This window comes from Pantoea sp. S18 (assembly GCF_045689705.1).
Lineage (GTDB): Bacteria > Pseudomonadota > Gammaproteobacteria > Enterobacterales > Enterobacteriaceae > Pantoea > Pantoea symbiotica.
In genome coordinates this window covers 2,121,061-2,139,087 of record NZ_CP142688.1, presented here as the reverse complement: position 1 = coordinate 2,139,087, position 18,027 = coordinate 2,121,061, and the positions used below count along the sequence as shown (strand labels likewise).

General features: G+C 53.8%; 18 protein-coding genes. 9 read left to right on the top strand and 9 right to left on the bottom strand.

Going from position 1 to position 18,027, the window contains the following annotated elements; all coding sequences use genetic code 11:
- Positions 1-5 precede the first annotated feature (5 nt).
- Complete coding sequence (locus tag VIJ98_RS09940; RefSeq protein WP_323275810.1) at positions 6-1,601, top strand: ABC transporter substrate-binding protein; 1,596 nt, start codon at positions 6-8, stop codon at positions 1,599-1,601.
- A 1-nt stretch (position 1,602) separates the two neighbouring features.
- Here VIJ98_RS09940 and VIJ98_RS09935 read toward each other — a convergent pair whose 3' ends face one another.
- Positions 1,603-2,529: a LysR family transcriptional regulator gene (locus VIJ98_RS09935; RefSeq protein WP_323273738.1), complete on the bottom strand. Its 927-nt coding sequence runs from the start codon at positions 2,527-2,529 to the stop codon at positions 1,603-1,605.
- Between the two features lie 148 nt (positions 2,530-2,677).
- Between VIJ98_RS09935 and VIJ98_RS09930 the strand changes: the two genes are divergently transcribed.
- Positions 2,678-4,099: a M20 family metallopeptidase gene (locus tag VIJ98_RS09930; RefSeq protein ID WP_323273736.1), complete on the top strand. Its 1,422-nt coding sequence runs from the start codon at positions 2,678-2,680 to the stop codon at positions 4,097-4,099.
- Positions 4,096-5,370 carry an MFS transporter gene (locus VIJ98_RS09925; RefSeq protein ID WP_061718833.1) on the top strand — a complete coding sequence of 425 codons (1,275 nt, stop codon included), beginning with the start codon at positions 4,096-4,098 and terminating at the stop codon, positions 5,368-5,370. The genes VIJ98_RS09930 and VIJ98_RS09925 overlap by 4 nt, the downstream gene beginning before the upstream one ends.
- 49 nt (positions 5,371-5,419) lie before the next feature.
- Here the strand turns inward: VIJ98_RS09925 and aldA are convergent, their stop codons facing one another.
- From aldA to VIJ98_RS09910, 3 genes are all read right to left on the bottom strand, one after another.
- The gene (gene aldA, locus VIJ98_RS09920; protein ID WP_323273734.1) at positions 5,420-6,856 is read right to left on the bottom strand and encodes an aldehyde dehydrogenase; all 1,437 of its coding nucleotides are present in this window, start codon (positions 6,854-6,856) and stop codon (positions 5,420-5,422) included.
- Positions 6,857-7,058: 202 nt separating this feature from the next.
- Complete coding sequence (locus tag VIJ98_RS09915) at positions 7,059-7,157, bottom strand: YoaK family small membrane protein (protein ID WP_008108862.1); 99 nt, start codon at positions 7,155-7,157, stop codon at positions 7,059-7,061.
- Between the two features lie 14 nt (positions 7,158-7,171).
- Positions 7,172-7,495, bottom strand: coding sequence for a hypothetical protein (locus tag VIJ98_RS09910; protein WP_008108864.1), 324 nt, complete (start codon positions 7,493-7,495; stop codon positions 7,172-7,174).
- Between the two features lie 366 nt (positions 7,496-7,861).
- Between VIJ98_RS09910 and rhaT the strand changes: the two genes are divergently transcribed.
- Positions 7,862-8,896, top strand: coding sequence for an L-rhamnose/proton symporter RhaT (gene rhaT / locus VIJ98_RS09905; RefSeq protein WP_008108866.1), 1,035 nt, complete (start codon positions 7,862-7,864; stop codon positions 8,894-8,896).
- 25 nt (positions 8,897-8,921) lie between these two features.
- Here the strand turns inward: rhaT and rhaR are convergent, their stop codons facing one another.
- Positions 8,922-9,788 (bottom strand): HTH-type transcriptional activator RhaR, encoded by an 867-nt coding sequence (gene rhaR, locus VIJ98_RS09900; RefSeq protein WP_323273732.1) that lies wholly within the window; start codon positions 9,786-9,788, stop codon positions 8,922-8,924.
- A 15-nt stretch (positions 9,789-9,803) separates the two neighbouring features.
- On the bottom strand, positions 9,804-10,625 hold the full coding sequence (rhaS, locus tag VIJ98_RS09895) for an HTH-type transcriptional activator RhaS (protein ID WP_008108870.1): 822 nt from the start codon (positions 10,623-10,625) through the stop codon (positions 9,804-9,806).
- A gap of 290 nt (positions 10,626-10,915) precedes the next feature.
- On the opposite strand from rhaS, the gene rhaB reads away from it, so the two are divergent.
- The 4 genes from rhaB to rhaM are packed head-to-tail and all read left to right on the top strand — an operon-like array spanning position 10,916 to position 14,794.
- Positions 10,916-12,388 (top strand): rhamnulokinase, encoded by a 1,473-nt coding sequence (gene rhaB, locus VIJ98_RS09890; protein WP_323273729.1) that lies wholly within the window; start codon positions 10,916-10,918, stop codon positions 12,386-12,388.
- The gene (locus VIJ98_RS09885) at positions 12,381-13,637 is read left to right on the top strand and encodes an L-rhamnose isomerase (protein ID WP_008108874.1); all 1,257 of its coding nucleotides are present in this window, start codon (positions 12,381-12,383) and stop codon (positions 13,635-13,637) included. The genes rhaB and VIJ98_RS09885 overlap by 8 nt, the downstream gene beginning before the upstream one ends.
- 10 nt (positions 13,638-13,647) lie before the next feature.
- Positions 13,648-14,490, top strand: coding sequence for a rhamnulose-1-phosphate aldolase (rhaD, locus tag VIJ98_RS09880; RefSeq protein ID WP_154193504.1), 843 nt, complete (start codon positions 13,648-13,650; stop codon positions 14,488-14,490).
- Positions 14,480-14,794: an L-rhamnose mutarotase gene (gene rhaM, locus VIJ98_RS09875; RefSeq protein WP_008108878.1), complete on the top strand. Its 315-nt coding sequence runs from the start codon at positions 14,480-14,482 to the stop codon at positions 14,792-14,794. Before rhaD ends, rhaM begins: the two co-directional genes overlap by 11 nt.
- Positions 14,795-14,861: 67 nt before the next feature.
- On the opposite strand, the gene VIJ98_RS09870 is transcribed toward rhaM, so the two are convergent.
- On the bottom strand, positions 14,862-15,515 hold the full coding sequence (locus VIJ98_RS09870) for a TetR/AcrR family transcriptional regulator (protein ID WP_008108880.1): 654 nt from the start codon (positions 15,513-15,515) through the stop codon (positions 14,862-14,864).
- Positions 15,516-15,810: 295 nt separating this feature from the next.
- On the opposite strand from VIJ98_RS09870, the gene VIJ98_RS09865 reads away from it, so the two are divergent.
- Complete coding sequence (locus tag VIJ98_RS09865; protein WP_179450790.1) at positions 15,811-16,068, top strand: YdgH/BhsA/McbA-like domain containing protein; 258 nt, start codon at positions 15,811-15,813, stop codon at positions 16,066-16,068.
- Positions 16,069-16,151: 83 nt separating this feature from the next.
- Here VIJ98_RS09865 and VIJ98_RS09860 read toward each other — a convergent pair whose 3' ends face one another.
- Both VIJ98_RS09860 and VIJ98_RS09855 read right to left on the bottom strand, forming a co-directional pair.
- A complete protein-coding gene (locus VIJ98_RS09860; RefSeq protein ID WP_061718841.1) occupies positions 16,152-17,336 on the bottom strand; it encodes a sugar transporter in 1,185 nt (394 codons plus the stop codon).
- Between the two features lie 365 nt (positions 17,337-17,701).
- On the bottom strand, positions 17,702-17,959 hold the full coding sequence (locus tag VIJ98_RS09855) for a hypothetical protein (RefSeq protein ID WP_008108886.1): 258 nt from the start codon (positions 17,957-17,959) through the stop codon (positions 17,702-17,704).
- Positions 17,960-18,027 lie beyond the last annotated feature (68 nt).

The window sequence follows — 18,027 nt, the reverse complement described above, 5'->3', positions numbered from 1 at the left end:
TCATGATGAAAAAAATGATGGCAAATCTCACTCTCACGGCAATCGGCTTGGCGGTCGCGGGCGGGGTTTCGGCAAAAACGCTGGTTTACTGTTCTGAGGGATCGCCAGAGAACTTCAACCCGCAGTTGTACACCTCGGGAACCAGCGTCGATGCCAGCGCAGTGCCGATTTTTAACCGCCTGGTGGACTTCACGCCCGGCACCACCGAACTGGTGCCCAGCCTCGCCGAGAGCTGGGATATCAGCCCGGATGGCAAGGTCTACACATTCCATCTGCGCAAAGGGGTGAAATTCCAGAGCAACAAACTGTTTAAGCCATCGCGCGATTTCAACGCCGACGACGTAATCTTCTCGTTTATGCGCCAGATGGACCCCAAAAACCCGTACCACAATGTCTCCGGCGGTAACTACGCCAACTTCGAAAGCCTTGAGCTGGCCAAGCTGATCACCAGCATTGAGAAAGTCGATGACAATACCGTGCGCATCACTTTAGCTCACGCTGAAGCGCCATTCCTCGCCGATTTGGCGTGGTATTTTGCCTCGATCCATTCGGCTGAATACGCCGATCAGATGCTAAAAGCCGGCACGCCAGAAAAGGTCGATATGGAACCGATTGGCACCGGACCGTTTGAGCTGGTGCAGTATCAAAAAGATTCACGCATCCTCTACAAAGCCTTCCCGGAATACTGGCAAGGCAAGGCGAAACTCGATCGCATTGTCTTCTCCATCACGCCGGACGCCTCAGTGCGTTACGCCAAGCTGGAAAAAAACGAGTGCCAGATTATGCCGTTCCCCAATCCGGCCGATCTGGAGAAGATGCGCACCAATCCCGATTTAACGCTGCAACAGAAATCGGGCCTGAATACCGGTTTCCTATCATTCAACACCACCAAAGCGCCGCTGGATAACGTGAAGGTGCGCCAGGCGCTGGCGATGGCGATCAACAAGCAAGCGATTATCGATGCCATCTTTAAAGGCACCGGCACGGTGGCGAAAAATATCCTGCCGCCGGACGTGTGGAGTGCGGATAAAGATCTGAAGGATTACGACTACGATCCGCAGAAAGCCAAAGCGCTGCTGCATGAAGCGGGAATTAAGCCAGGCACCGAAATCGCCTTGTGGGCGATGCCAGTTCAGCGACCCTATAATCCGAACGCGCGACGTATGGCGGAGATGATTCAGGCGGACTGGGCCAAAGTAGGCATCAAAGCCAATATCGTCAGCTATGAGTGGGGCGAATACCTTAAGCGCGTGAAAGGCGGCGAGCATCAGGCGGCGCTGATGGGCTGGACCACCGCGACCGGCGATCCGGATAACTTCTTCGGTCCGCTCTACAGTTGCACCTCAGCGAATGGCGGCTCCAACTCATCGAAATGGTGTTATCAGCCGTTCGAGAAGATCATCACCGAAGCGCGTGCCGAGCAGAATCACGACAAACGCGTGGCGCTGTATCAGCAAGCGCAGCAGATCATGCATGACCAAATGCCCGCAGTGATGATTGCTCACTCAACCATCTTTGAGCCGGTACGCAAGTCGGTGAGCGGTTATCAGGTCGATCCGTTCGGTAAACACATCTTCTATCCGGTGGATATCAAGAACTGAGTTACGGCTTCCAGCGCTGGCGCAGCGGTTCCTCTAACGCGTCCAGCTGTTTCAGTAAAAAAGAGAGAAACACATTCAGGGCGGCACTGCGAGGTCGCCCTGATTGCGTCTGCAGCTGCAAAGTGCGCTGGCTCAGCTGATCGATGCCTACCGAGCGCAAAATAAAACCGTGCGTTTCAGCCTCCTGCAGCACGGTGAAGGCGCTGCAAATCGTCACCGCCTGCGGCGTACGTAGCAAAAATTGAAACAGCATCGAAAAGGTATCGCAGGTCATCACTGGCTCGACCAGGCTGCCATTCATGTGGCTGGCGAGTTCGAACAGTTGCCGCACGGTGGTGTTTTGCTGCGGCAAGGCCAGCGGATAGTGGCTGAGATCGGCGAGCGTGACCTGCGGCGCAGTCGCCAGCGGATGCGTTTGATGCATAACGATTAATACCGGTGCCGGCCACGAACCCATCACTTCGACACCGCGTTCAGCGTGCAGACTAAACTGCAGCGCTACGTCACACTCGCCGTTGCGCAGTGCTTCCGCCACGCCTTGGGTGCTGGCGACTTTCACATCAAACAGCACGCCCGGATTGTCATTGCGAAAATCCGCGATCAAACGGGGTAGCAGCGTAAACGCCAGCCCATCGGTGCAGGCCACGCGGATCAGCGTGCGGCGCACCGCTTTTAGCCCCTTAATCTCCGCCAGCGCGTACTCCATATCCAGCAGGTTCTTACGTACGTGATGCGCGAAAATCTCGCCCGCTTCATTCAACACCATGCCGCGCGCATGACGTGCAAACAGCGGCACGCCAACCTGATTCTCCAGTCGCTGAATTTGTCGACTGATCGCCGACACCGCCACAAACAGCTGTTCGCTGGCGGCGCTGAGCGAGCCGGTATTGGCGACGGCGAGAAAATAGCGGATTTCACTGCTTAACATGCGGGTGCCTCATGGTGGTGCATGCCTCGAAATCGGGCAGGCTAGCTTTGCAATAAAAGCAAATCTTACTCGATAAATTGATAATTGTGGCAAAGCAGCGTTTCCGCAAAGATGAATTAACGACAAAACAATAAAAGACAGGGCAAACATGACAGCACAACAGGCGGTTCAACAGGCCACCGCTTATTTTGACAGCGGGGAATTTCAACGTATTTTGGCGCGTCGTGTGGCGCAACGCACCGAAAGCCAGCGCGAGGATCGTGACAGCGAGCTACAGCGTTATTTGCAGGATGAGATCGGCCCGCAGCTGATTGCACTGGGCTTTACTTTGCACTTCATCGACAACCCGGAAGCCGCTAATCGACCGTTCCTCGTGGCGGTACGCATTGAAAATCCGCAGCTGCCAACCTTGCTCAGCTATGGTCACGGCGATGTGGTGTTTGGCGACGATGAAAACTGGCGCGACGGCTTATCGCCGTGGCAGATGGTTGAAGAGGGCGATCGCTGGTATGCGCGCGGCAGCGCCGATAACAAAGGCCAGCACTCTGTCAATCTGGCGGCGCTGGAGCAGGTGTATCAGTTGCGCGGCGGAAGCCTGGGCTTCAACTGCAAAATGCTGTTCGAGATGGGCGAGGAGATCAGCTCGCCGGGACTGGCGCAGTTGTGCCAGCAGCATGGCGAGCTGCTGCAAGCCGATCTGTTTATTGCCTCAGATGGTCCGCGCCTCAACGCGATTCGTCCCACGCTGTTCCTGGGCTCACGCGGCGCGGTTAACTTCCGTTTGACCGTCAACGCGCGTGACAACGCTTATCACTCCGGCAACTGGGGCGGATTGTTGAGCAATCCGGGTACACAATTGGCCAACGCCATCGCCTCGCTAGTCAACGCACAGGGCGTGTTGCAGGTTGAGGCGCTGAAACCTAACTCTCTGACGCCGCAGGTGCGCGATATTCTCGGCGATATCGAAGTCGGCGGCATGCCGGGCGATCCCGACATTGACGTGAACTGGGGCGAGCCTGGACTGACGCCAACCGAACGCCTGTATGGCTGGAACACGCTGGAAGTGTTGTCATTCCTCACCGGCAATCCGGCACGTCCAATGAATGCCATTCCGGGCAGTGCTACGGCGGTTTGTCAGCTGCGTTTTGTGGTGGGCACCGATTGGGAAAACCTCGCCCAGCATGTGCGCGCCCATCTGCAAGAGCACGGTTTTGACTATGTGGACGTGGAGTTTATGCGCGGATCGCCCGCGACACGCCTTGATCCCACCGATCCGCTGGTCAATTGGGTTCTTAGCAGCATGGCGGAAACCAGCGGCAAGAAACCGGCGCTGCTGCCTAACCTCGGCGGTTCGCTGCCCAATGAAGTGTTCTCTGACATTCTCGGCTTGCCCACCTTGTGGGTTCCGCATTCGTATCCGGCCTGCGGCCAGCATGGCGTTAACGAGCATATGTTGAAATCGATTGCCCGCGAAGGTTTGCAGATCATGACGCGTCTGCTGTGGGATCTCGGCGAGCAGGGAACGGAACTGGTGGCGCAGCATCGTGCGCACGTAGGAGGTGGCCAATGAGTACATTGAATACGGCGATGCCGTTGAGCGCGGCAAAACCCAATCTGCACAAAACGCTGTTCGCCACCTGTATCGGTAATGCGCTGGAGTGGTTTGATATCGCTGTGTACGGCTTTTTTGCCAGCTACATTGCGCATGCCTTCTTTCCCACCAGCGATCCGTCGGTCTCGATGTTGCTGACCTTTGGTAGTTTTGGCGTGTCATTCCTGATTCGTCCGCTCGGCGCGATTGTGCTGGGCAACTATGCCGATCGCCACGGACGTAAAAAAGCGCTGCTGTTATCGATTAACCTGATGATGCTCGGCGGTGCAGTCATCACCTTTATGCCGAGCTACAGCAGCATTGGCCTGATGGCGCCACTGCTGATTTTGCTGGCGCGTCTGGTGCAGGGTTTCTCTGCCGGCGGTGAATTTGGCAGCTCGACGGCGTTCCTGGTTGAGCATTTTCCGGAGCGCAAAGCCTTTATCGCCAGCTGGCAGTTCGCCACGCAGGGCGCCAGTACGTTAATGGCGTCGGCGTTTGGCCTTGGATTGACGCAGATTCTCAGCGAAAGCCAGATTCAGGATTGGGGATGGCGCATTCCGTTCGCCTTCGGTCTGCTGATTGGTCCGCTGGGGATCTATATCCGACGTCACGTGCATGAACCAGCGAGCTTTGCTGAGCACAAACCGGAAGCCGCACCGCTAAAAAGTCTGTTTGGCCGCCAGAAGGAGTTGATGCTGTTAGCAATCGGCCTGATGGTGATCTCGACTGCGGTGAACTACATGCTCAACTACGTGCCGACTTACGCCACTAAAAATCTGCACTTGTCAGGCAGCGTAGCGTTTACCGCCACCTTGTTGGCGGGCGTGATTCTGACGGTGGTCACGCCAATCATGGGGTTATGGGCAGAGCGCGTAGGACGCGTGCCGCTGATGTGGGGATCGTTGATTCTGCTGATCGTTACCATCTATCCGGCATTTAAGCTGGTGGTTGATCACACCACGCCGACCACCCTGATTTTGCTGGTGTGCTGGATGGCGCTGCTGAAGTCGATCTACTTCTCAACAGTGCCATCAGTGATGGCGGATCTGTTCCCGATTGGTACGCGAGCCAGTGGCATGGCGATCAGCTATAACGTGGCGGTGACGGTGTTTGGTGGCTTTGCACCGCTGATTTGTACACTGCTGATTAGCGCGACGGGTACCAGCCTGGCACCCGGCTATTATCTGATGGCGATGTCGGTATTAAGCGGCCTGGCGCTGCTGCGCAGCCAGAAGCGGGTTTCTTAACGATTTCAGGTGCGCAGGGATGCGCACCTGGTCGCCATAAATGGCGACATTACGAGAACTGCAAATACGCCACGTGTGTCTGCAAAAACTCTTCCAAACCGTGACGGCCATCGGCACCGCCAATGCCCGATTTACGCCAGCCCGCATGGAAACCTTGCATCGCCTCGAAATTCTCGCGGTTGATGTAGGTTTCGCCAAACTTCAACTTACGCAGGGCAACCATCGCGGTGTTGAGGTTTTGGGTGTAAATCGATGAAGTCAGACCGTATTCACAGTCATTCGCCAGCGCTACGGCTTCATCAAGAGTTTTAAAGGTCATCACTGGCAGCACCGGACCAAAAATCTCTTGCTGCATGATCTCCATATCCTGACGCACGCCCGTGATGATAGTTGGCTCGAAATAGAATCCTTTGCTGCCTGCACGCTTGCCGCCCAGCACTACTTTCCCGCCATCTGCGACCGCGTTCGCCACTTTCTGCTCAACGCGCTCTAGCGCAGCCGCCGTGATCAGCGGACCCATATCAATATCATTCTGCTCGGCCGGATTACCGAACTTCACCTGCTGCATGGCGGTGGTCAGGGCACTGATAAAGCGGTCGTAAATGCCTTCCTGCACGTAAACGCGCTCAGCACAGTTACAAACCTGTCCGGTGTTGATCACACGGGAGCTGACGATTGCTTTGACCGCAAGATCGAGGTCAGCATCATCCATCACGATAGCCGGCGCTTTTCCGCCCAATTCAAGCGAGACTTTGGTGACGTTTTTCGCAGCAGCTTCCATAGTGGCGATACCGGCGTTGACGCTGCCGGTCAAACTGACCAGACCGACTTTCGGGTTGCCTGCCAGCTCCTGACCAATCTCTGGGCCATAGCCGTAAACAAAGTTGATCACGCCTTTTGGCAGACCAATTTCATGGATGATTTGCGCAAAAATCGCCGCATTGTTAGGCGTCAGCTCACTGGGCTTGATAACAATGGTATTACCGGTTACCAGCGCGGGCGCGGCTTTACGTGCAATCAGGAAGAAGGGGAAGTTCCATGGCAGAATGCCGGTGGTGACACCAATGGCTTTCTTGAACACGAAGATGTTTTCGTTAGGACGATCGCTGTTAATGATCTCGCCATCATAACGACGTGCCCATTCGGCCATGTACTCAAGATAATCGGCGGTAAACAGCACTTCAGTTTGCGCCAGCCCCTGGGTTTTTCCGCCTTCGGCGACGATAGTGGCGGTCAGTTCCGGCTCACGTTGACGAATAGCAACGGCAATTTTACGCAGCCAGTTGCCGCGTTCCACGGCAGGAAGTGCTTCCCAATCCGGCTGCGCCACTTCAGCAGCGTCGATGGCCTGCGCGGCATCGTGTTTGCTGCCTTCCGGCACGCGTGACAGTAACGCCTCGGTTGCCGGATTAATTACTTCTATCCACTTGTCGTTCTGATCGGCAACAAACGCGCCATTAATGTAATGTTGATGGTGTGTTGTCATCTGCAGGTTCTCCGCGATCGGTTTCGTTAAAGTTTTGTGAAGTGCAGAGTGAAACAGATCGCGGTATTGCACCTTTTTGCTATTGCCAATGCGACTTGAAGGGTGGCAAAGAAGGGAAGAACAGCACGACAGACGCAGCATTCCTGGCGAAATGCCGCGCTTTCAGCGGCTTAGAGGCGATTCAACGTATGTTAAATAAATGTCAGGAACCCGGCATCGCCGCGCCGCTGGCAATAAACCACGCCAAAAAACTGACGCCAGCAATGATGATGGCAATAGGGAAAAGCAGTCCGATTTTCATAGTCATCCCGAGAGTTAAGCGATCTGCACGATCGCGCGATGGGTTTTCATCATACTGAACAGCTGGAATTGCGTGGCGTCATCGACCTGACGAAGATGCTCACCTTTCTGATAATGAATCGCATGAATGTGACCCAGTTGGCGCCACACCACAATCACCGACGCCAGCAGGGCGCAATTCTCTTCGCTCTGCACGCAATCCAGCGTGGCGTAGTGCGTCTCATCTAATCCATTAATAAAGACGTTAAGCGCCTGCGCTGGCACGATGGCGCGGATGTCATCCAGCATCACGCGGCTCACTGATTGTGACAGCAGTAGCCGCAATCTCTTGGTATTCATCTCAATCCTTCGTCCTGATGATTTTCCCAACGTTATACGGATTAAACGCCTGCGGGGAAAGTCTGGTGCGCGGCTTTGTGTGACTGCCATGTTAACTGTTGCAGTGGCAGTGAATCAAAAACTGTGCTGTTCGACACAGCACAATAGAAAAATATGCTGAATAATAAGCGACTTATAAAAAACACCTCGTGATCTACCTGCAAATGCGATTTTGTGATCCTTATGTTGACGACCCACCGAATTTTGCCAGCAACCTCCGCTTTCCGGCAGCCATCCAAAGGCTGACGAAAAGCTGCCCACCGTAGACTGCCGGTAATCGGGAAACCGCCGGTTTCCTGTTGGCCTCAACCTTACGAAGGAATAACAATGAACAGTGCCATCATTGCAGGTATTTTCTGGCATCTGGTGGGTGCCGCCAGTGCCGCCTGTTTTTATGCTCCATTTAAGCAGGTGAAAAAGTGGTCCTGGGAAACGATGTGGTCGGTAGGCGGCATTATGTCGTGGCTGATTCTTCCCTGGGCAGTCAGTGCGGTATTACTGCCGAACTTCTGGGCGTATTACGGCAGCTTTAGTTTCTCTCAACTAATGCCGGTGTTTCTGTTTGGTGCCATGTGGGGCATCGGAAACATCAACTACGGGTTGACCATGCGCTACCTCGGTATGTCGATGGGCATCGGGATTGCCATCGGTATCACCTTAGTGGTGGGCACCTTAATGACGCCGCTGCTGCAGGGACGCTTTGTTGAGCTATTCAACTCAACCGGTGGACGTATGACGCTGCTCGGCGTATTTGTTGCGTTGATTGGTGTGGCGATTGTTTCACGTGCCGGTCTGTTAAAAGAGCGGGCGCTTGGCATCAACGCCGAAGAGTTCAATCTGAAGAAAGGTCTGATTCTGGCGGTGATGTGCGGCATCTTCTCCGCTGGCATGTCATTTGCGATGGATGCCGCCAAGCCGATGCATGAAGCCGCAGCCAATCTGGGTATCAATCCGTTGTATGTGGCGTTGCCAAGCTATGTGGTGATCATGGGCGGCGGTGCATTAGTCAATCTGGCTTATTGCTTTATCCGTCTGGCAGTAAAAACCGATCTCTCTGTTCGCCGTGATTTCTCCGTCGCCAAACCGATGCTGCTGGCCAATATCGCGTTTGCCGTGCTGGGCGGCACCATGTGGTATCTGCAGTTCTTCTTCTACGCCTGGGGCCACGCCAAAATCCCAGCACAGTATGACTTTGTCAGCTGGATGCTGCATATGAGTCTCTACGTGCTGTGCGGTGGCTTGGTTGGTCTGGTGCTGAAAGAGTGGAAGTCAGCGGGTCAACGCCCTGTGCGCGTGCTGTCACTGGGTTGTGTGGTGATTATAATTGCCGCCAACATTGTAGGATTAGGATTAGCAAACTAATAAAAGGCCTGACGCACACCTCGCGTCAGGCTTTAACTTTCTCAGATGAGAGTTCGCGATGCGGCAGGAAGCGCTGCCGCCACGCACTCGGCGTTAAACCGGTTTCCCGCGTAAACACCACCGAAAAGTAGTTACTGTCATCGAAACCGCAACGCGCGGCCACTTCACTGATTAAGCAATCCTGTGTACGTAGCAGATACTTCGCCTGGCACAGCTGGAGCTGCCGCAAATAGTGTCCCACGGTCATACCGGTTTGCTGGCGAAACAGCTGTTTTAACGCGCGCTCGCTTAACTGATTCTGCTGGCAAAACACCGCCAAATCGAATGGACGGCTGATGGCACCTTGCAGCGCCGACATCAGCAGATCCAGTTGCTCACCTTCAGGCAATGCCCAGGGCCGATCGGCAGCATAACCGTGACGACGCAAAATCAGCGCGAGTTGCAAAAACAGCGCTTCGGAGAGTTGAATCGATAGCGAATCACTTTTGCGGCTCTCGCGCTCAAGTTGGCTAATCACGCCACGCGCTAACGCCATCCCGCGTGTGGTCAAACGCCAGCAGCCCGGCGAATCTTCTTCTTGCGGCGGCAGCAACTGGCTCCAGTCAAGGCCAAGACGAAAGCGATCGCGGCAGTAAAGAATGTTATCCAGCGCCAGGTCGTTGACGCTGTCGTAGCTGTGGCAGTCGTTATCGTGAATGTAAAAAACGTCGCCGCAGGTTATCAACCATGGACGATCGTTCAACACATGCAGGCCGTTGCCGCGCCAGACGATAACGATTTCACTGAATTCATGACGGTGCGGAGGGAAGGAGGGCTGCGGCATGCGCTCGGCCACAGCAATCGGCAGATTGGTGGACGGAAAATAGTCTTCGCGCGTTAAAATCAGCGACATGAGGAAACGCTCCCGTTATAGCATCTGCTGGCGCTCCGCTCTGGGCGCGCAGCCAAATTCTCGCCGGAACAGCGTGGAGAAGTGGTTGCTGTCACCAAATCCGCACTGGTAGGCAATGTCTGTTATGCGCATATCGCTATGACGCAGTAAATGCCGCGCCTGTAACAGGCGAAGCCGATTCAGGTAACGCTGCGGTGTATTGCCGGTTTGCTGCTTCATCTGGCGGTGCAGGGTACGCAGCGACAATGAAAAACGATCGGCTAAGGCATCCCACACAATCTCTTCACTGTAGTGCTCATTGAGCCAGTCGAGCAACCGATGCAAGCGGGCTTCCTGATCCTGTGATTGATCGTTGTGAGCCGCTTCGCGCAACAACACCAACAGTTGCAGAAAAAGTTGCTCCTGACGTGCGTGCCGTTCCAACGACCATGCATCTTGCTGCTTCATCTGCGTAACGATTTGCAGCGCCTGCGCCATTACCTTGTGATTAATGCGCCAGTGCGACGCGTAGTGGTCCTCTTCTTCGCGCGGCAGGAGTTCCTGCAAACCCGAGAGAAAACGGAATGCCGCCGGACTGCGATACAGCACGTTGGTCAGACATAAATTCTCCGTTTGCTCATAAAGATGGCGATCGTGATCGCGCACGAAGCACACGCATCCTGCGGATAAAGCCTGTGGTTGACCATTAAACACATGAATGCCAGAACCTTGTTCCACTAACACAATCTCATGGAAATCATGATGGTGCTCCGGAAATGCCTGCTGCGGCACGCGCGGCTCAATGGCGATGGCGTAATTCCCTTCCGGGAAGAAATCTGCGCTATGTAAAACGGTCATGATTCGCCTCTTTATTAACTCAACTGTTGCCGAGTCTACGCAGGCGCCCCGCACCTTACCTTGAATTTTCAACTTAGTGGCGCAGGAAAATGGCTAATTTTTCAAGATCTCACCAGTGATTGACGGAAATGCGGCAAGGCTCACATCTCCCTTCTTGTGTGGTTCTGTGAGCTTTCTCACGAACTTCTTTGTTAGCGTGCCAGCGACTATTACGCACTGGCAGTAAGGGGAAGGTGGCAAAAAGCAGAGATTTCTAATCTGTAGCCATCTCATCACAGGAAGAACACGCCATGAGTATGCGTAACATTGTTGCCATTGATTTAGGCGCATCCAGCGGGCGCGTGATGCTCGCACAATGGAGTTCAGCGAATCAGCAAATCAGCCTGCGCGAAGTTCGTCGCTTCACCAATCAGCGTGTGCGCCGTGCAGATTATGATTGTTGGGATTTGGATCGACTGGAGCAGGAGATTCGTTTAGGGCTCGCCCAGCTAGATGATGAAGGTATTGTGCCGGACAGCATCGGCATCGATACCTGGGGCGTTGATTTGGTGTTACTCGATGCCAACGGTGAGCGCGTCGGCGAGGCGGTAAGCTATCGCGACAAGCGCACGGAAGGGCATATGGCTCAGGCCATTAATGATCTCGGCAAAGGTGCGATCTATCAGCGCACCGGTATTCAGTTCTTGCCTTTCAACACGCTCTATCAACTGCACGCACTGCATCAGCAGCAGCCAGATTGGCAGGAACAAGTGCAGCATGCGCTGATGATTCCAGACTATTTGCACTATCGCCTTACCGGGCAGATGAACTGGGAATACACCAACGCCACCACCACGCAGTTGCTCAATATTCACAGCGGCGAATGGGACAGCGATTTGCTTGCCTGGGCTGGCGTGCCGGCTAAATGGTTCGGTAAACCAACCTCGCCAGGCAATACCGTTGGTTATTGGACCAGCGCCAGCGGCAACCACATTCCGGTGATCGCGGTTGCGACACACGATACGGCGAGCGCGGTTTTGGCCACGCCGTTAATGCAGGATGATGCCGCTTATCTCAGCTCGGGAACCTGGTCGCTGATGGGGATCGAGAGCTTGCAGCCTTGTGTCAGCACGGCGGCGCTCAATGCCAACATCACCAATGAAGGTGGAGCAGAAGGCTACCGTGTTCTGAAAAACATTATGGGTTTGTGGCTGCTGCAACGTGTCTGCACCGAGCTGCACATTACCGATCTCTGCTCGCTGATCAAAGACGCTGAAAAGGAACCTGCCTGTCGTGCGCTGGTTAACCCCAATCACAGCCGTTTTATCAATCCAGACAGCATGGTTCAGGAGATTCAGAACGCCTGTGCCGAACAGAACATGCCCGTTCCGCAGACGCCTGCCGCGCTGGCCCGCACCATCTTTGAGAGTCTGGCCTTGCTCTATCGCCAGGTGATTGGCGAACTCGGCACATTGCGCGCTGCACCGCTGCGCCAGCTGCATGTGGTGGGCGGTGGCAGTCAGAACCCACTGTTAAACCAATTGTGTGCCGATGCCTGCCAACTGCCGGTATTAGCCGGGCCAATTGAAGCCTCAACGCTCGGTAACGTCGGCTGCCAGCTCATTGCCTTAGGCGAACTGCGTGACGTCAGCGATTTACGCCGCTGCATTAGCCAAAACTTCCCGTTAGAAAAATTTGAACCGTTGAACAACAGCGCCTTCGCTGCCCATCAGGCACGCTTTGCCGCGCTCAGCCAACCTGCTAAGGAACTTGCATATGACTAAGCTGATTGAACAGGCCTTCGAACTGGCCAAACAACGCTACGCCGCCATCGGTGTGGATGTGGAACAGGTAATGGCACAGCTGGATGGCATTCCGGTCTCGATGCACTGCTGGCAAGGCGATGACGTGCGCGGCTTCGAAAATCCAAACGGTGAACTGACCGGCGGTATTCAGGCTACCGGTAACTATCCGGGCCGCGCCCGTAATGCTGATGAGCTGCGCTCAGATGTTGAAAAAGCGATGTCACTCATTCCGGGGGCAAAACGCCTTAACCTGCATGCAATTTACCTGGAGAGCGATAAGCCGGTTGATCGTGATGCGATTGAACCGAAACACTTCAGCAACTGGGTGGAATGGGCTAAGACGCACAAGTTGGGTCTCGACTTTAATCCAAGCTGCTTCTCCCATCCACTGAGCGCCGATGGCTTTACCTTGTCACACGCCGACAAAGGGATTCGCCAGTTCTGGATCGATCACTGCAAGGCCAGCCGTCGCATCTCGGCGCACTTTGGTGAGCAACTGGGTACTGCATCTGTTATGAACATCTGGGTGCCGGATGGAATGAAAGATCTCACCGTCGATCGCCTTGCACCGCGTCAACGCCTGGCAAGTGCGCTTGATGAAGTAATCAGTGAAAAGCTCAACCCTGCGCATCACATCGATGCGGTAGAGAGCAAACTTTTTGGTATCGGTGCCGAAAGCTACACCGTGGGCTCCAATGAATTCTGCCTGGGTTATGCCAGTAGCCGCCAGACCGCACTAACGCTGGATGCCGGCCACTTCCATCCAACCGAAGTGATTTCCGACAAGATTTCCACTGCGATGCTTTATGTGCCGCGCCTGCTGCTGCACGTAAGCCGTCCGGTGCGCTGGGACAGTGACCACGTGGTGATTCTCGACGATGAAACCCAGGCTATCGCCACCGAGATCGCGCGCCACAAGCTGTTCGACAAGGTGCATATCGGTCTCGACTTCTTTGATGCGTCTATCAACCGCATCGCGGCGTGGGTAATTGGTACACGCAATGCCAAAAAAGCACTGCTACGCGCACTGCTGGAACCTACCGATCAGTTACGCAAGCTAGAGAACGAAGGGGATTACACCGGTCGCCTGGCGATGCTGGAAGAACAAAAATCGTTGCCGTGGCAAGCGGTGTGGGAAGCCTGGTGTCTGCGCCACGATGTCCCTGCTGATGCCAGCTGGCTGAGCGAAGTCCGTCATTACGAACAACAAACACTGCGTCAACGTTAAGGGACACACCATGCAAAATATTCTCTCTTCCGCTTTTGTTCAGGGAATGGTTAAAGCGACCAGCGACATGTGGTTGAAGGGCTGGGATGAACGTAATGGCGGCAACGTCAGCTTACGTTTACTGCCGGAAGAAGTTAAAGATTTCGCCGGTGATTTCTATGCAGAGCCGCGCTGTATTGAGCTGACCAAGCCTGCTCCAGCGCTAGCCAATGATTGGTTCCTGGTTACCGGATCGGGTAAGTTTTTCCGTAATGTACAGATCGACCCGGCTGATTGTCTGGCGCTATTGCAGGTTGATGACAAAGGCTTGTCATACAAAATCCACTGGGGTTTGAGTAACGGTGGCCTGCCAACCTCTGAACTGGCAGCTCACTTCCAGTCCCACAGCGTGCGCAAACAGGTCTCAAACGGCGTTGATCGCGTGATCATGCACTGTCACGCCACCAACTTTATGGCGCTGAGCTATGTGGTCGATCTGGATTCCGCACGCTTCACACGACTGCTGTGGGAAGGCAGTACCGAATGTCTGGTGGTGTTCCCGGATGGTGTCGGTATTCTGCCGTGGATGGTGCCAGGCACTGACGGAATCGGCCAGGCAACAGCCGACGCGATGGCAAACCACAGCATTGTGATGTGGCCGTTCCATGGCATCTTTGGCGCCGGTCCAAACCTCGATGAAACCTTTGGCCTGATCGATACGGCAGAGAAATCCTCCGAAGTGGTGGTGAAAGCGCTGTCGATGGGTGGCATTCGTCAAAGCATCACCACTGAGCAACTGATTGCGCTGGGTGAACGCTTCAACGTTAAGCCGTGGCAAGCCGCGCTGCAGGCGGAGCGCAGCGATGTTGCGTAAAGCCTTTGTGATGCAGGTGCATGCACACTGCCACGATGAGTATCTGCGTCGCCATACGCCAATTTGGCCGGAGCTGGCCGAGACGTTAAAAGCGCATGGCGCGCACAATTACGCTATCTGGCTGGATGCTGAACGCAATCTGCTGTTTGCCAGCGTGGAAATTGAGTCTGAAGCGCGCTGGGAAGCAGTGGCAAAAACGGAAGTGTGTCAGCGTTGGTGGGCATCTATGAAGGATTTAATGCCATCAAATCCGGATAACAGCCCGGTGAGTGCGGCATTAAAACCGATGTTTTTCCTGCCTTAACGCTCGCTCGTCTCTGTATTCGAATAGAGGCAATAATTTCAGGCCGACAGGGAAGTCGGCCTGAATTTTATTTGGTGCTCAACTCACAATATCCCGCCAGAGCGGGCCAGATTGCCATCTGCGTATCCACAATCTGGTCAAGATCCTCACGATTAGCTCCTTCTCGAGCACGTACCGACATTCCCTGAAGTAAGCACGCCAGATAGCTAGCTAAGGTTGCACTATTGGCACATTGCGGTAATTCGCCGCGCTGCTGCCGGGTATCAAGGAATGCTTTTAATGCTGATTCCTGTGCATGATGCTGCTGAGCTAGCATCTGCGCCACTTCTTCCGAGCCGGAAGAGAGCGCGCTCGAAGTACAAATGAAGAAACAGCCTGCTGGCTTATCACATTCTGTGAAGCACGCGGCGGTTGCCCGAAAATAGGCTTCAATTGCCGTTTTCACGTCTGATGCATCATCGTTAAGCACTGCGTTGCGTTGTGCGCTGAAGGTTTCAATGTATCGCTGCATCGCCGCACGGAATAAACCCTCTTTATTCTCAAACTCAGCATAAAGGGTTGGGGCTTTCGCGCCGGTTGCATTAACCAAATCGGACAAGGACGTGCCTTCATAACCATGCGCCCAGAACAACATCAATGCCTTGTCCAGGGCATCATTCCGATCAAACACTTTCGGGCGACCGCGCGTTTTCCTGTTCACTACATCGATCAATTCTGTCATTGGGCACCTCAAAGCTTAGAAACACCCAATTAAATTACCGATCATTAAATAAATATGCAAGCGCAGCCCGGAATGAGCCTGTTCGTCATTGTCCGTTTGTGCTTTTAGCTGTCGAAAGCACCCAAATGGATAAGTCGAATAGGGCTGGGAAGCCCATAATCACGCCACTTCCGATTAAAATAATGACCGTTAATAAAATGATTGACGCGCGCACCCTTTCGGCAGTAGCATTTAATTAACGGTTGTTAACTTAATCGCGACCGACCCCAATTCATCTGTTTAAGAGAGCAAAATTATGAAAAGCATCAAACTGACCCTGGCCGCTGTAGCATTATCCTCAATCGCGTTTGGTAGCATGGCTGCAGACCTGGTAAACGAAGCGCCAATGAATCAACAACAAATTGGTGTGGTTAGCGCTTCAGGCAGCACCAACCTGACGTCGCTGGAGAATCAGCTATCGGAAAAGGCCAATGCTGCCGGAGCAAAGTCATTCCGCATCACTTCGACCTCTGGCAACAACAAGCTAAATGGCACAGCAGTAATTTATAACTAAGAGAATTGAGCGGAGTGCGATTAAGCATTCCGTAAGAAGTGAATAAAAGGCTTCAGAAGATAATCCTTCTGAAGCCTTTTTTCTTATCCGTTAGAACGCAGTTGAGGATAGCGGCGGAAGATAGCGATACACCAGAACAGTGCCACAAGGCCAATAATGCCGCCGACGTTACCAACGTCCGACATTTGCATATGCAAGCTGACCTGATTACCCAGCAGCGCACCTGCGCCGATACCGATGTTGTAGATACCAGAGAACAGCGACATTGCGACGTCGGTAGCATCCGGCGCCAGCGCCAAAACGCGCACCTGCATCGCCAGACCAATCATCATCATTGCCATGCCCCACACGATGCATAGCACGGTGATCGCAGCGGGACGCACTGCGGCAAATACCAGCAAGCCCATACTTAGCGTGATCATCGCAATCGCGGCGATCAGCATCGCCGACGGGAATTTATTACCCAGCGTACTAAACAACACGCTGCCGATGATGCCCGCCGATCCAAACAGCAGTAAAAGCAGGGTGGTGAAATTGTCATCCGCATTGGCAACCACCTGCATAAACGGTTCGATGTAGCTATAAGCGGTGTAATGCGCCGTTACCACTACGGTAACCAGCACGTACATTGCTACCAGCGCCGGACGACGGAATAGCATCGGCACGCTGCTCAGTGAACCGGTATGTTCACTCGGCAGACGCGGCAGGATGCGCATCAGCAAAATCAGCAACACCAATGCAGACAAACCGATCATGCCGAAGGTGGTGCGCCAGCCAAGATATTGACCGACGATGCGCCCAATCGGCACGCCCAGCACCATTGCCAGCGCGGTACCGGTTGCCAGCATACTCAGCGCCTGAGTTTTCTTACCTGCAGGCGCCACGCGAATAGCCAGCGAAGCGGTAATTGACCAGAACACCGCGTGCGCCAAGGCAATACCAATGCGCGAGATCACCAGCGAGGTGAAATCCCATGCCACAGACGAGAGCACATGGCTGGCGACGAACACGATGAACAACACGGCCAACAGCAGGCGACGCTCAATATTGCGCGTAAGCAGCATCAACGGCAGGGACAATAGTGCGACGACCCACGCATAGATGGTCAGCATGATGCCGACGTCGGCAGTCTTCATGTCATAGCTGGCGGCGATATCTGACAGCAAACCGACAGGCACGAATTCTGTGGTGTTAAAAACAAAAGCAGCAATAGCCAGCAATACAACGCGTAGCCAGGCCGTTTTACGGGAAACAGTAGTAGATTGCATGGAGTTCAAATCTGTCAGACGGCGAGTGAAAGGGCGAATAGGCACCCCAGAAAGTGACCGGAGTCACAAATTGCCGCTATTGTGGAGCATTAATGAGCGAAGGGAAACCGTTTGTCGGGCTTTTATTACTGATTATTTTTTATCGTGGAAGGCGTTGTTAATAGCCTGAGGTTATTACGCTTTCTGGTATGAAGGCGAGAGTAATCAGGAGTGATGAAATCAGGGAAGAGGCGACTGGACCTGACGCCACAATGAACGTCTTAAGGTCCAGTTATTATTACACTTAAATTTATAGTTATTATGAAACGCCTCAGCGGTGCTTAACAAAACAGCGAGGGCACCTTACCACTCTCAAATCATGATTATCAGAGTCTCACCATGTGTTTTAGTGCCACGCTATTTTGAGTCGTCATGTTTTTTTTTACCCCAACCGGACAACAGTGCTCGCACCCTAGCGCACTGGCATAAAATTTACGCGCTTGCTGGATGGCGGCATTTGGCGTGTAGAAAGTACCAAGAAAACGGCGTGCCTCATCGGTGGGTAAAAACGGGCATCCCGTTGCATGTACTACATGGTTGTCGTTATAGCCGGCGTGCTTATCGACGTAATAATAGAGTCCCATCTAACGACCTCATTGCTGTGAAATAAAAAAAGTCTAACTATTGTTGGAATGGAATGAATTATAGCGAC